Below are 12,453 nucleotides of genomic sequence, written 5' to 3'. Positions count from 1 at the left end.
ACCGTTTTATGCCCGTTACCCCCAACATTCTTCTTCAGGCCGCCGCTGCGGCCAAGACTCAAGCCGTGTCCGCCAATACACCGGCACTGACGGCTGAGCCCGGGGACAAGGCGTCCAGCTTCGCTCAGGTCTACGCCAATCAGGCCCAGAACAAGCCCTCGGTCGTGGCGGACGGATCGACTAAGCCCGTACGCGACAAAACTACGGACAACGCCAGCAAAAAGGACGTGAACAACGACCAGTCTGCCGCCCCGGAACCGACGGTTGCCGATAGCGGCAAATCCTTGCCCGCCGATAAACCGGCGCAGACCGACGACAAGACAGCCAGCGATGACGCGCAGGATACTGCTGAGTCGTCGACGTCGGTGGCCGATACCGCGCCTGTTGATCCGTCCCTCGATCCTGCGTTGATGCAAGTTATACAACCGGTGGTGCCAGCCCCTGTACCGGAAGCCCCGCCGGTTGTGGCGTCTGTGCAGCCACAAGTTGAAGCACCTGTCGCAGTCACCGTTACCTCAGTAGCGACGCAGGCTGTTGCGACCGCCGATTCTGATTTCGATCCCGAAGCCGATCCTCTCGATGCACTGCCAGCGGTACGCATGGCCATGGAACAGAGCGGGCACGTTTCGGCCGCCAGCCAGGCCCAGCCAAAAGCGGCTCCGACCCCGGCTCAAGCCGACGGCGAGCTGACTTCGGCACAAAACTTTGCCGCGGGCATGGCGAGCATGCTTGATGTGCAGACCGATCAGGACAGCACCAGCCAGGGCGGCGAGAAGGCTTTCAGTGGCCTGATCGATGATGGTCTCAAGGACCTCAAGTCCGCCAGCAGCGATACCCGTGTCGATGACTTCGCCAACCGTCTGGCGGCGTTGACCCAGGCCGCAACGCCGAAGACGGCCAATGCATTGCCGGTGAACCAGCCGATCGCCATGCATCAGAGCGGTTGGACCGAAGAGGTGGTCAATCGGGTCATGTACCTGTCCAGCGCCAATCTCAAGGCGGCGGATATCCAGCTACAACCGGCCGAGCTGGGACGCCTCGATATTCGGGTGAACATGGTTCCGGATCAGCAGACCCAGGTGACCTTCATGAGCGCACATCCAAGCGTTCGCGAAGCACTCGACGGGCAAATGCATCGCCTGCGTGACATGTTCGCGCAGCAGGGCATGGGCCAGGTTGACGTCAACGTTTCCGATCAGTCCCGTGGCTGGCAAGGCCAGGGTCAGGAACAGGCTCAACAAGGGCAGGGTGGACGTACCCATTCCAGTGGCGGTCGCCTCGATTCCGTCGATGAAGAGCTTCCTGCGACGGTTGCTGAAGTAGCCGCCAACACCACCAGCGTGATCGGTTCCAGCGCGGTCGATTATTACGCCTGATCAAACGCCAACCCCTTGTGTGGGAGCGAGCCTGCTCGCGATGAGGCAGTAACATTCAACACTTGCGTTGATTGTTGCACCGCTATCGCGAGCAGGCTCGCTCCCACATTTGTTTTGTGGTGGCTGATGATCCTCTGCCTCCACTCCCTCCCGACACTTCTGGCATAACACTTGCTCTTGCCTTGCCGTGCGACTGTGAAAACCCGAATAGTGACGGATTATTGGCATGGCGAAGAGCGAAGCAGTAGTAAAAGACCCCGCAACCAAAGGCAAAATCAAGCTGATCATTGTGGTCGTCGTGGCCTTGGTGCTGGCGATCGGCTTGTCCGTGGGGGCGACCTGGTACTTCATGCACAGCGCCCAGAGCAAGCCTGCCGCCGCGGCTGAAACCGCTGTGGTCGGCAAGCAGCCGGCGATCTTCGAGCCCATGGCGCCGGCCTTCGTGGCCAACTACACCCAGAACGGCCGTCAGCGCTACATGCAGGTGAGCATCACCATGCTGGGCCGCAATCAGGCTGATCTGGAGGCGCTCAAAGTCCACATGCCGGTGATCCGCAATAACCTGGTCATGCTGTTTTCCGGTCAGGATTTCGCCACGCTGGCGACCCCGGTCGGTCAGGAGATGTTGCGTCAGAAGGCCACGGCCAGCGTCCAGGAAGTGGCGCAGAAAGAGCTTGGCAAAGTGGTGATCGAACAGTTGCTTTTCACTAATTTCGTACTGCAGTAGGAACACGACATGGCCGTGCAGGACCTGCTGTCCCAGGATGAGATCGATGCGCTGTTGCATGGCGTCGACGATGGTCTGGTACAGACCGATAACGCTGCCGAACCCGGCAGCGTCAAAAGCTACGACCTGACCAGCCAGGATCGCATCGTCCGTGGACGCATGCCGACCCTGGAAATGATCAACGAGCGTTTCGCCCGCTACACCCGCATCAGCATGTTCAACATGCTGCGCCGCTCGGCGGACGTTGCCGTCGGTGGCGTACAGGTGATGAAGTTCGGCGAATACGTGCACTCGCTGTACGTGCCGACCAGCCTCAACCTGGTCAAGATCAAACCGCTGCGCGGCACTGCGTTGTTCATCCTCGACGCCAAACTGGTGTTCAAGCTGGTGGACAACTTCTTCGGCGGCGATGGCCGTCACGCGAAGATCGAAGGGCGTGAATTCACCCCCACCGAACTGCGTGTGGTGCGCATGGTGCTGGAGCAGGCCTTCGTCGATTTGAAGGAGGCCTGGCAGGCGATCATGGAAGTGAACTTCGAGTACATCAACTCGGAAGTGAACCCGGCCATGGCCAACATCGTCGGCCCGAGCGAAGCCATTGTGGTGTCGACGTTCCACATCGAACTCGATGGCGGTGGCGGCGACCTGCACGTGACCATGCCGTACTCGATGATCGAGCCGGTGCGCGAAATGCTCGACGCCGGCTTCCAGTCGGACCTCGACGATCAGGACGAGCGCTGGATCAACGCCTTGCGCCAGGACGTGCTGGACGTCGACGTACCGATCGGGGCCACCGTTGCCCGTCGCCAGTTGCGCCTGCGCGACATCCTGCACATGCAGCCGGGGGATGTGATCCCGGTCGAGATGCCGGAAGAAATGATCATGCGCGCCAACGGCGTGCCGGCCTTCAAGGTCAAGATGGGCTCGCACAAAGGCAACCTCGCGTTGCAAGTGATCGAACCGATCGAGCGCCGCTGACCGGCGCTTCAACCCTTTCGCTTTTAACTGACGGCTTCTGATTGAAGGTTGCCTGCCGAGGACAAATGATGGCTGACGATATGAATACCCAGGACGACCAGGCACTGGCTGATGAGTGGGCTGCGGCCCTGGAAGAAACCGGTGATGCAGGGCAAGACGATATCGATGCCTTGCTGGCCGCCGACGCCGCCGGTTCGTCGTCCAACCGTCTGCCGATGGAAGAGTTCGGCAGCGTGCCGAAGAACAACGATCCGGTGACGCTGGACGGTCCGAACCTGGACGTGATTCTCGACATCCCGGTGTCGATTTCCATGGAAGTCGGCAGCACCGACATCAACATCCGCAACCTGCTGCAACTCAACCAGGGTTCGGTGATCGAGCTCGATCGTCTGGCCGGTGAGCCGCTGGACGTGCTGGTCAACGGCACGCTCATCGCCCACGGCGAAGTGGTGGTGGTCAACGAAAAGTTCGGCATCCGCCTGACCGACGTGATCAGCCCAAGCGAACGCATCAAGAAGTTGCGCTGAGTGAAAAAGGTTCTGGGTTTTGTGCTGGCCCTGCCATTCAGTGTGCTGGCTGCCGAGCCGGTGACGACGGCTGCGACAGCGGCTGCCGCGCCGGCCGTCAGCAGCGGTGTGGCTGGGCAATTGACGCAATTGGTGTTCGGCTTGCTGCTGGTGCTGGGGTTGATCTTCTTCCTTGCCTGGCTGCTGCGCCGGGTTCAGCAGGCCGGGCCGGCCGGCAAGGGGCAGGTGATCGAGCTGATCGGTTCCCGGGCGCTGGGTCCCCGTGACCGTTTGATGCTGGTGCAGGTCGGCAACGAGCAGATTCTGCTTGGCCTGAGCCCGGGCACCATCACTGCGTTGCATGTGCTCAAGGAGCCGGTGCAAGTGCCGAGCGGGACTGAAAAAGCGACCCCGGAGTTCGCCCAGCGCCTGTTGGAGTTGTTGGGCAAGGATCAGAAGGATAAGAAGTAATGGGTGCGTTACGCATCGTCTTGACGCTGGTCCTGATGCTGGCCGCGCCGCTGGCGTTCGCTGCCGATCCGTTGTCGATCCCGGCAATCACCCTGGGCACCAACGCCGAAGGCGCGCAGGAGTATTCGGTCAGCCTGCAAATCCTGCTGATCATGACCGCGCTGAGTTTCATCCCGGCGTTTGTCATGCTGATGACCAGTTTCACCCGGATCATCATCGTTTTCTCGATCCTGCGTCAGGCCCTGGGCCTGCAGCAGACACCGTCGAACCAGATCCTCACCGGCATGGCACTGTTCCTCACCATGTTCATCATGGCGCCGGTGTTCGATCGGGTGAATCAGGATGCCTTGCAGCCGTATCTGGCGGAAAAACTCACCGCGCAGGATGCCGTGGCCAAGGCCCAGGTGCCGATCAAGGACTTCATGCTGGCCCAGACTCGCAGCAGCGACCTGGAGCTATTCATGCGCCTGTCCAAGCGTACCGACATTGCTGCGCCGGATCAGGCGCCGCTGACGATTCTGGTGCCGGCTTTCGTGACCTCTGAGCTGAAAACCGCGTTCCAGATCGGCTTCATGATCTTCATTCCGTTCCTGATCATCGACCTGGTCGTGGCCAGTGTGCTGATGGCGATGGGTATGATGATGCTCTCGCCATTGATCATTTCCTTGCCGTTCAAAATCATGCTGTTCGTGCTGGTGGATGGCTGGGCGTTGATCATCGGCACCTTGGCCAGTAGCTTCGGCGGCGTTTCACCATGACGCCGGAAGTTGCCGTAGACATCTTTCGCGAAGCGCTGTGGCTGACCACCATGATGGTCGCCGTGCTGGTGATTCCGAGCTTGCTGGTGGGGCTGTTGGTGGCGATGTTCCAGGCGGCCACGCAGATCAACGAACAGACCCTGAGCTTCCTGCCGCGTCTGCTGGTGATGCTGGTGACGCTGATCGTTGCCGGTCCGTGGATGGTGCAGACCTTCATGGAATACATTCTGCAGCTGTACCACAGCATTCCTCAGGTCATCGGTTAAGCCATGTCGCTGCTGCAGCTGACCGATACCCAGATCAGTACCTGGGTGGCGACGTTCATGTTGCCGCTGTTTCGCGTCGGTTCGTTGCTGATGGTCATGCCGATTTTCGGTACGACGCTGGTGCCCCAGCGTGTGCGCTTGTACTTGGCCCTGGCGATCACCTTCGTGATCGCTCCCGGTCTGCCGCCGATGCCGCCGGTCAATGCGCTGGACCTGAGCGCGCTGCTGCTGATCGCCGAGCAGATCATCATCGGCGCGGTGTTGGGCTTCTCCTTGCAGCTTTTCTTCCAGGCTTTTGTGGTCGCCGGGCAAATCGTCGCGATCCAGATGGGCATGGGTTTCGCGTCGATGGTCGACCCTACGAACGGCGTATCGGTGGCGGTGATCGGGCAGTTCTTCACGATGTTGGTGACGCTGCTGTTCCTGTCGATGAACGGCCACCTGGTGGTGTTCGAAGTCCTCACCGAAAGCTTCACCACATTGCCGGTCGGTGGCGGGTTGATGGTCAATCATTTCTGGGAGCTGGCCGGCAAGCTTGGCTGGGTACTCGGTGCGGCGCTGTTGCTGGTGTTGCCGGCGATCACCGCGTTGCTGGTGGTCAACATTGCCTTTGGCGTGATGACCCGGGCGGCGCCGCAGTTGAACATTTTCTCGATCGGCTTCCCGCTGATCCTGGTGCTTGGGATGGTCATCCTCTGGATCGCCCTGGCGGACATTCTCAATCAGTATCAACCGCTGGCCTCCGAGGCCTTGCAGTTGTTACGCGAACTGGCACGGGCGCGCTGAGTCATGGCTGAGAGCGAAAGCGGTCAGGACAAAACAGAAGACCCCACGGAGAAGCGCAAAAAGGACTCCCGTGAGAAGGGCGAGATTGCGCGCTCCAAGGAACTCAACACCTTCGCGGTCATGCTCGCCGGTGCCGGCGGGTTGCTGATTTTCGGTGGCGCCCTGGCTCAGGATCTGATGGAGCTGATGCGCATGAACTTCTCGCTCTCGCGGGAGGTGATTCTGGATCAGCGCTCTATGGCGACTTATCTGCTGCACTCGGGGCAGATCGCTCTGTTGGCGGTTCAGCCGGTGATGATCACTTTGCTGTTGGCCGCGCTGATTGGCCCGATTTCTCTGGGGGGCTGGCTGTTCGCGGCTGGCTCCATGGCGCCCAAGTTCAGTCGTATGAACCCCGTCGCGGGCCTCAAGCGCATGTTCTCGACCAAGGCGCTGGTGGAGTTGCTCAAGGCCCTGGCGAAGTTTTTCATCGTGTTGTTCGTGGCGTTGGCGGTCTTGTCGTCGGACATTGACGATCTACTGCGCATCTCCCGCGAACCATTGGACATGGCGATCATTCACAGCCTGCAAGTGGTCGGTTGGAGCACCTTGTGGATGGCGTGCGGGCTGATCATCATCGCCGCGGTCGATGTGCCGGTGCAGCTCTGGGAAAGCCGCAACAAATTGTTGATGACCAAGCAGGAAATACGCGACGAGCACAAGGATCAGGAAGGGCGGCCAGAGGTCAAGCAGCGGATTCGCCAGCTTCAGCGCGAGATGTCTCAGCGGCGGATGATGGCCGCCATCCCCGAGGCTGACGTGGTCATCACCAACCCGACCCACTACGCCGTGGCGCTCAAGTACGATCCTGAAAAGGGCGGGGCGCCGATGCTGATCGCCAAGGGCAGCGACTTCCTGGCCTTGAAGATCCGCGAAATCGCCGTGGCCAACGAAGTGCTGCTGCTGGAGTCGCCTGCCCTGGCGCGTTCTATCTACTACTCCACGGAGCTGGAGCAGGAAATTCCTGGCGGGCTGTATCTGGCCGTGGCTCAGGTATTGGCTTACGTCTACCAGATCCGCCAATACCGCGCGGGCAAGGGCAAGCGCCCGGATCCGCTCAAGGATGATCTGCCGATTCCACCGGATCTGCGGCGCGATTCCTGATAGATCAAACGATCGCAGACTTCGGCAGCTCCTGCACGGATCGTGAGTTACCCGCGATGTTGCGGTGTGAACCTAATCCGTAGGCGCTACCGAAAGCTGCGATCTTTTGATCTTTTTGGGTCTGCATAAACCTCTATTTCAAGCCTCGGCAAAAGTTGGAAGGCTTCTTGCAATAGCCGCCCTGCGCCTGCTTCAGGCGTCAAAAGTTTGCTTTAAAGGAACGGGGAAAACCGGTGGATCGCTCTCAGTTAATCAACAGTGCCCGCACAAACGTTGCCGACCTCAGTCGGGGCAATATGGGTGTGCCGCTGTTGCTGCTGGTCATGCTGGCCATGATGATGTTGCCGGTGCCGCCGTTCCTGCTGGACGTGTTTTTCACGTTCAACATTGCCTTGTCCATCGTCGTGTTGCTGGTCTGCGTGTACGCCTTGCGGCCGCTGGATTTCGCCGTGTTCCCGACCATTCTGCTGGTGGCGACGTTGTTGCGACTGGCGCTTAACGTGGCCTCGACGCGGGTGGTGATGCTCCACGGTCAGGACGGCCATGCCGCCGCCGGTAAGGTGATTCAGGCCTTCGGTGAGGTGGTGATCGGCGGGAACTACGTGGTCGGTATCGTGGTGTTCGCGATTTTGATGATCATCAACTTCGTCGTGGTGACCAAGGGTGCCGGGCGGATTTCCGAGGTGAGCGCACGTTTCACCCTCGACGCAATGCCCGGTAAACAGATGGCCATCGACGCCGACTTGAACGCCGGCCTGATCGACCAGAACCAGGCGAAACTGCGCCGGATGGAAGTGGCTCAGGAAGCCGAGTTCTACGGTTCCATGGACGGTGCCAGCAAGTTCGTGCGCGGTGACGCCATCGCCGGCCTGCTGATTCTGTTCATCAACCTGATCGGCGGTATGGCGGTCGGTATCTTCCAGCACGGCATGAGCTTTGGCGATGCCGGTCGGGTATACGCCTTGTTGACCATTGGTGACGGTTTGGTGGCGCAATTGCCATCACTGCTGTTGTCGACCGCTGCCGCGATCATGGTGACCCGTGCTTCCGGTTCGGAAGACATGGGCAAGCAGATCAATCGTCAGATGTTCGCCTCGCCAAAAGCCTTGGCGGTGGCTGCTGGCTTGATGGCGGTGATGGGCCTGGTGCCTGGCATGCCGCACGTCTCCTTTCTGTCCATGGCGGCCCTGGCGGGCGGTGGCGCTTACTTGTTCTGGAAGAAACAGAACGCGGTCAAGGTCCAGGCTCTGCAAGAGGTCAAGCGTCAGCAGGAACTGCTGCCATCGCCGGCCCGTGCTCAGGAAACCAAGGAGCTTGGCTGGGACGACGTGACGCCGATCGACATGATTGGCCTGGAAGTCGGTTACCGTCTGATTCCGCTGGTGGATCGCAACCAGGGGGGGCAGTTGCTGGCACGGATCAAGGGGGTGCGTAAAAAGCTCTCACAGGACCTGGGCTTCCTGATGCCGACAGTGCATATCCGTGACAACCTCGACCTGGCGCCTAGCGCCTATCGCCTGACCCTGATGGGCGTGATCCTGGCCGAGGCCGAGATTTACCCGGACCGCGAACTGGCGATCAACCCGGGGCAGGTCTACGGTACGCTCAACGGCATCACCGCCAAAGATCCGGCTTTTGGTCTGGAAGCGGTCTGGATCGAAATCAGCCAGCGTGCCCAGGCGCAATCGCTCGGTTACACCGTGGTCGATGCCAGTACGGTAGTGGCGACCCACTTGAACCAGATTCTGTACAAGCACTCCAGCGAGCTGATCGGCCACGAAGAAGTCCAGCAACTCATGCAATTGCTGGCCAAAAGCTCACCGAAGCTGGCCGAAGAGCTGGTGCCGGGGGTGGTTTCGCTGTCGCAACTGCTCAAAGTCTTGCAGGCGTTGCTGGCCGAACAGGTGCCGGTACGGGACATTCGCAGCATCGCCGAAGCCATCGCGAACAACGCCGCCAAGAGTCAAGATACTGCCGCTTTGGTGGCGGCGGTGCGCGTCGGCGTATCCCGTGCAATCGTGCAAAGCATTGTAGGCACTGAGTCTGAGCTGCCTGTGATCACCTTGGAGCCAAGGTTGGAACAAATATTGCTCAATAGTCTTCAGAAGGCAGGACAAGGCTCGGAAGAGGGTGTTCTGCTGGAGCCAAGCATGGCAGAGAAACTGCAACGCTCGTTGATCGACGCGGCGCAGCGTCAGGAAATGCAAGGTCAACCGGTGATTCTGCTGGTAGCCGGCCCGGTTCGCGCGATGCTCTCGCGATTTGGCCGACTGGCAGTCCCGGGTTTGCATGTGTTGGCTTACCAGGAAATTCCTGACAACAAGCAAGTGACCATCGTTGCGACAGTAGGGCCCAACGGCTGAGGTAGTGGTTTATGCAAGTTAAGCGTTTTTTCGCCGCCGATATGCGTCAGGCCATGAAACTGGTTCGTGATGAGCTGGGCGCCGATGCCGCCATCATTGGCAACCGCCGGATCGCTGGCGGTGTCGAGCTGACGGCTGCCCTGGATTACAAATTGTCGGCGCTGGCCCCGCGTGTTCCGAACATGGAACTCGAGGATGAGCTGCGCAAGACCCAGTCGCGGATCGTCACCGCCCAGGCCGAACTGAGCCTGCGTAGCGATGGCGAGAGCGACAAGACCACCAACCGCCAGTTGTTCGCCGGTTTGCCGTTGACCGCCGCCGAGCCGCTGATCGAACCGACGCTGGCCGAGCCTCGGCGCCCTGCGCCCGCACCTGCCGCGGCGACCGGCGTGGACCCGCGTGCGTTCGATTCGATGCGTTTCGAACTCAATAGCCTGCGTGAACTGATGGAAGTGCAACTCGGTTCGCTGGCCTGGAATCAGCTGCAAGGCAGCCGTCCGGCCCAGGCCAACCTCTGGCGTCGCCTGCAGCGCATCGGCTTGTCCGGCCCGTTGTCGCGGGATCTGCTGGCGCTGATTACCGACATTGAAGAACCACGCCAGGCCTGGCGCATGTTGCTCGCGCACCTGGCGAGGATGATCGCCACCCCGGAAGTCGAGCCACTGGAAGAAGGCGGTGTGATTGCCATGGTCGGCCCGGCCGGCATGGGCAAGACCACCACGCTGGCCAAGCTCGCGGCCCGTTACGTGCTCAAGTACGGCGCGCAGAACATCGCACTGGTGAGCATGGACAGCTATCGCATCGGTGCTCAGGAACAGCTCAAGACCCTTGGTCGCATCCTCAATGTGTCGGTCACCCACGTCGATCCGGGCCAATCCCTGGTGCAGGCGCTGGAACCCTTGTTGCGCAAACGCGTGGTGCTGATCGATACCGCCGGCCTTCAAGCCAGCGACCCGGCACTGCGCATGCAACTCGAAAGCCTGGCCGGACGGGGCATCAAATCAAAAAATTATCTGGTCCTGGCAACCACCAGCCAGAAACAGGTTCTAACCGCCGCTTATCACAGTTACAAACGCTGCGGCCTCGCCGGCTGCATCCTGACTAAACTGGATGAAACGGCAAGCCTGGGCGAGGTGTTGAGCCTGGCCATCAGCCATGAGTTGCCGGTGGCTTACCTGACCGATGGCCCGCGGATTCCGGATGATTTGCATCTGCCGCGTCGTCATCACTTGGTCAGCCGCGCCGTTAGCGTGCAAATGCAGGAAGAACCCAGCGAAGAAGCCATGGCTGACATGTTCGCTGATATTTACCACAGCCCGACCAAGCGGGTTGGCTGAGGTATTAATGAACAGTTTTTGTACCTACATCGATGGTCTGCCATGCATTGTTCCAATGGTGAACGCGCAGCCAGTAATGTGGCCTCCGTCTAAGTAAGACAAGGTAAAGAAATAACATGGGCAGCATGCATCCCGTACAGGTGATCGCGGTGACCGGCGGCAAAGGTGGCGTCGGGAAGACTAACGTGTCAGTGAACTTGTCCCTGGCTCTAGCTGAGCTCGGCCGGCGCGTCATGCTGCTGGATGCCGATCTGGGGCTGGCGAACGTCGACGTCCTGTTGGGGCTGACACCCAAACGCACCCTGGCCGACGTGATCGAAGGCCGCTGTGAACTGCGCGACGTGCTGTTGCAGGGGCCTGGCGGTATCCGCATCGTCCCGGCCGCGTCCGGCACCCAGAGCATGGTTCATCTGAGCCCGGCCCAGCACGCCGGCCTGATCCAGGCCTTCAGCGACATCGGCGACAACCTCGACGTATTGGTGATCGACACCGCTGCGGGCATTGGTGACTCGGTGGTCAGCTTCGTGCGCGCAGCGCAAGAAGTCTTGCTGGTGGTGTGCGACGAACCGACCTCGATCACCGACGCCTACGCGCTGATCAAACTGCTTAACCGCGACTACGGCATGAATCGGTTTCGCGTCCTGGCCAACATGGCGCAGAGCCCGCAGGAAGGCCGCAACCTGTTCGCCAAGTTGACCAAGGTCACGGATCGTTTCCTCGACGTCGCGTTGCAATACGTCGGTGCGGTGCCTTACGACGAAAGCGTGCGCAAGGCCGTGCAGAAGCAGCGTGCCGTCTATGAAGCCTTTCCGCGTTCCAAGTGCGCCCTGGCGTTCAAGGCCATTGCGCAGAAGGTCGATACCTGGCCGCTGCCGGCCAACCCGCGTGGGCACCTGGAGTTTTTCGTCGAGCGCCTCGTGCAACAAACGGCAGGACCCGTGCTATGACAGCCAGCGGTTACAACCTTTACAAGAAGTCGGCGCGTGACGCGCAGTACGAACTGATCGAGCGTTACGCGCCACTGGTCAAACGCATTGCCTACCACTTGCTGGCCCGTTTGCCGGCCAGTGTCCAGGTTGAAGACCTGATCCAGGCCGGGATGATCGGCCTGCTTGAAGTATCGACCAAATACGACGCCAGCAAAGGCGCGAGTTTCGAGACGTACGCGGGCATACGAATCCGCGGCGCAATGCTTGATGAAGTGCGCAAGGGGGACTGGGCGCCACGTTCGGTTCACCGCAATACCCGCATGGTCAGCGACGCGATTCGCTCGATTGAAGCTAAAACCGGCCGTGATGCTAAAGATCACGAGGTTGCGGCCGAACTCCAATTGAGTCTCGACGATTATTACGGGATTTTGAACGACACCCTGGGCAGCCGGTTATTCAGTTTCGACGATCTGTTGCAGGACGGCGAACACGAAGGGCTGCATGAGGATGGCGCGAGTGCTCATCTCGAGCCGTCACGCGATCTGGAAGATGAACGCTTCCAGGCGGCGCTGGCGGACGCGATTGCCAATTTGCCGGAGCGTGAGCGACTGGTGTTGGCGCTGTACTACGACGAAGAGTTGAATCTCAAGGAAATCGGTGAGGTCCTGGGGGTCAGCGAATCGCGGGTCAGCCAGTTACACAGCCAGTGCGCGGCCCGTTTGCGGGGGCGTTTGGGGGAGTGGCGAGCGCGCTGAAGGCAGTGTGGGGACACTGCGAATGGAGCCTGTGTGGTGTTGAACTGCGCCGGTCTCG

At 60.3% G+C, this 12,453-nt stretch carries 13 protein-coding genes; all 13 read left to right on the top strand.

Annotation, left to right across the window (positions count from 1 at the left end):
• Positions 1-8 precede the first annotated feature (8 nt).
• The 13 genes from AACY49_RS00585 to fliA all read left to right on the top strand — a co-directional run bounded on the left by AACY49_RS00585 (position 9) and on the right by fliA (position 12,395).
• Positions 9-1,376 carry a flagellar hook-length control protein FliK gene (locus tag AACY49_RS00585; RefSeq protein ID WP_339521357.1) on the top strand — a complete coding sequence of 456 codons (1,368 nt, stop codon included), beginning with the start codon at positions 9-11 and terminating at the stop codon, positions 1,374-1,376.
• A gap of 226 nt (positions 1,377-1,602) precedes the next feature.
• Entirely contained in the window at positions 1,603-2,103 is a 501-nt protein-coding gene (fliL, locus tag AACY49_RS00580; RefSeq protein WP_258696952.1) for a flagellar basal body-associated protein FliL, read from the top strand.
• Between the two features lie 9 nt (positions 2,104-2,112).
• Complete coding sequence (fliM, locus tag AACY49_RS00575; protein WP_007938639.1) at positions 2,113-3,081, top strand: flagellar motor switch protein FliM; 969 nt, start codon at positions 2,113-2,115, stop codon at positions 3,079-3,081.
• Between the two features lie 68 nt (positions 3,082-3,149).
• Positions 3,150-3,608 carry a flagellar motor switch protein FliN gene (gene fliN, locus AACY49_RS00570; RefSeq protein WP_008039811.1) on the top strand — a complete coding sequence of 153 codons (459 nt, stop codon included), beginning with the start codon at positions 3,150-3,152 and terminating at the stop codon, positions 3,606-3,608.
• On the top strand, positions 3,609-4,058 hold the full coding sequence (gene fliO, locus AACY49_RS00565; RefSeq protein ID WP_258696951.1) for a flagellar biosynthetic protein FliO: 450 nt from the start codon (positions 3,609-3,611) through the stop codon (positions 4,056-4,058).
• Positions 4,058-4,816: a flagellar type III secretion system pore protein FliP gene (fliP, locus tag AACY49_RS00560; RefSeq protein WP_320391425.1), complete on the top strand. Its 759-nt coding sequence runs from the start codon at positions 4,058-4,060 to the stop codon at positions 4,814-4,816. The genes fliO and fliP overlap by 1 nt, the downstream gene beginning before the upstream one ends.
• On the top strand, positions 4,813-5,082 hold the full coding sequence (gene fliQ, locus AACY49_RS00555) for a flagellar biosynthesis protein FliQ (protein ID WP_258696949.1): 270 nt from the start codon (positions 4,813-4,815) through the stop codon (positions 5,080-5,082). Before fliP ends, fliQ begins: the two co-directional genes overlap by 4 nt.
• Positions 5,083-5,085: 3 nt before the next feature.
• Positions 5,086-5,868 (top strand): flagellar biosynthetic protein FliR, encoded by a 783-nt coding sequence (gene fliR / locus AACY49_RS00550; RefSeq protein ID WP_339521356.1) that lies wholly within the window; start codon positions 5,086-5,088, stop codon positions 5,866-5,868.
• 3 nt (positions 5,869-5,871) lie between these two features.
• Complete coding sequence (flhB, locus tag AACY49_RS00545; protein ID WP_258696947.1) at positions 5,872-7,011, top strand: flagellar biosynthesis protein FlhB; 1,140 nt, start codon at positions 5,872-5,874, stop codon at positions 7,009-7,011.
• A 233-nt stretch (positions 7,012-7,244) separates the two neighbouring features.
• Entirely contained in the window at positions 7,245-9,374 is a 2,130-nt protein-coding gene (gene flhA / locus AACY49_RS00540; RefSeq protein ID WP_258696946.1) for a flagellar biosynthesis protein FlhA, read from the top strand.
• Between the two features lie 11 nt (positions 9,375-9,385).
• The gene (gene flhF / locus AACY49_RS00535; protein WP_339521355.1) at positions 9,386-10,711 is read left to right on the top strand and encodes a flagellar biosynthesis protein FlhF; all 1,326 of its coding nucleotides are present in this window, start codon (positions 9,386-9,388) and stop codon (positions 10,709-10,711) included.
• A 116-nt stretch (positions 10,712-10,827) separates the two neighbouring features.
• Positions 10,828-11,658, top strand: a complete 831-nt coding sequence (gene fleN, locus AACY49_RS00530; RefSeq protein ID WP_003222917.1) for a flagellar synthesis regulator FleN — start codon at positions 10,828-10,830, stop codon at positions 11,656-11,658.
• Positions 11,655-12,395 (top strand): RNA polymerase sigma factor FliA, encoded by a 741-nt coding sequence (fliA, locus tag AACY49_RS00525; protein WP_007894214.1) that lies wholly within the window; start codon positions 11,655-11,657, stop codon positions 12,393-12,395. The genes fleN and fliA overlap by 4 nt, the downstream gene beginning before the upstream one ends.
• Positions 12,396-12,453: the final 58 nt, after the last annotated feature.

Origin of the sequence: Pseudomonas sp. EL_65y_Pfl2_R96, from assembly GCF_963970905.1 — a bacterium.
In the GTDB taxonomy this organism is placed as follows: domain Bacteria; phylum Pseudomonadota; class Gammaproteobacteria; order Pseudomonadales; family Pseudomonadaceae; genus Aquipseudomonas.
The sequence above is the reverse complement of the archived record's forward strand: the minus strand, read 5'-3'. Positions and strand labels throughout refer to the sequence as shown.

Bases quoted from the DNA above. Each gene is read 5' to 3' on its own strand.
- fleN (WP_003222917.1), top strand. From the start codon at position 10,828: ATGGGCAGCATGCATCCCGTACAGGTGATCGCGGTGACCGGCGGCAAA.
- fliR (WP_339521356.1), top strand. From the start codon at position 5,086: ATGTCGCTGCTGCAGCTGACCGATACCCAGATCAGTACCTGGGTGGCG.
- flhF (WP_339521355.1), top strand. From the start codon at position 9,386: ATGCAAGTTAAGCGTTTTTTCGCCGCCGATATGCGTCAGGCCATGAAA.
- flhB (WP_258696947.1), top strand. From the start codon at position 5,872: ATGGCTGAGAGCGAAAGCGGTCAGGACAAAACAGAAGACCCCACGGAG.
- AACY49_RS00585 (WP_339521357.1), top strand. From the start codon at position 9: ATGCCCGTTACCCCCAACATTCTTCTTCAGGCCGCCGCTGCGGCCAAG.
- fliL (WP_258696952.1), top strand. From the start codon at position 1,603: ATGGCGAAGAGCGAAGCAGTAGTAAAAGACCCCGCAACCAAAGGCAAA.
- fliN (WP_008039811.1), top strand. From the start codon at position 3,150: ATGGCTGACGATATGAATACCCAGGACGACCAGGCACTGGCTGATGAG.
- fliP (WP_320391425.1), top strand. From the start codon at position 4,058: ATGGGTGCGTTACGCATCGTCTTGACGCTGGTCCTGATGCTGGCCGCG.
- fliM (WP_007938639.1), top strand. From the start codon at position 2,113: ATGGCCGTGCAGGACCTGCTGTCCCAGGATGAGATCGATGCGCTGTTG.
- fliA (WP_007894214.1), top strand. From the start codon at position 11,655: ATGACAGCCAGCGGTTACAACCTTTACAAGAAGTCGGCGCGTGACGCG.
- fliQ (WP_258696949.1), top strand. From the start codon at position 4,813: ATGACGCCGGAAGTTGCCGTAGACATCTTTCGCGAAGCGCTGTGGCTG.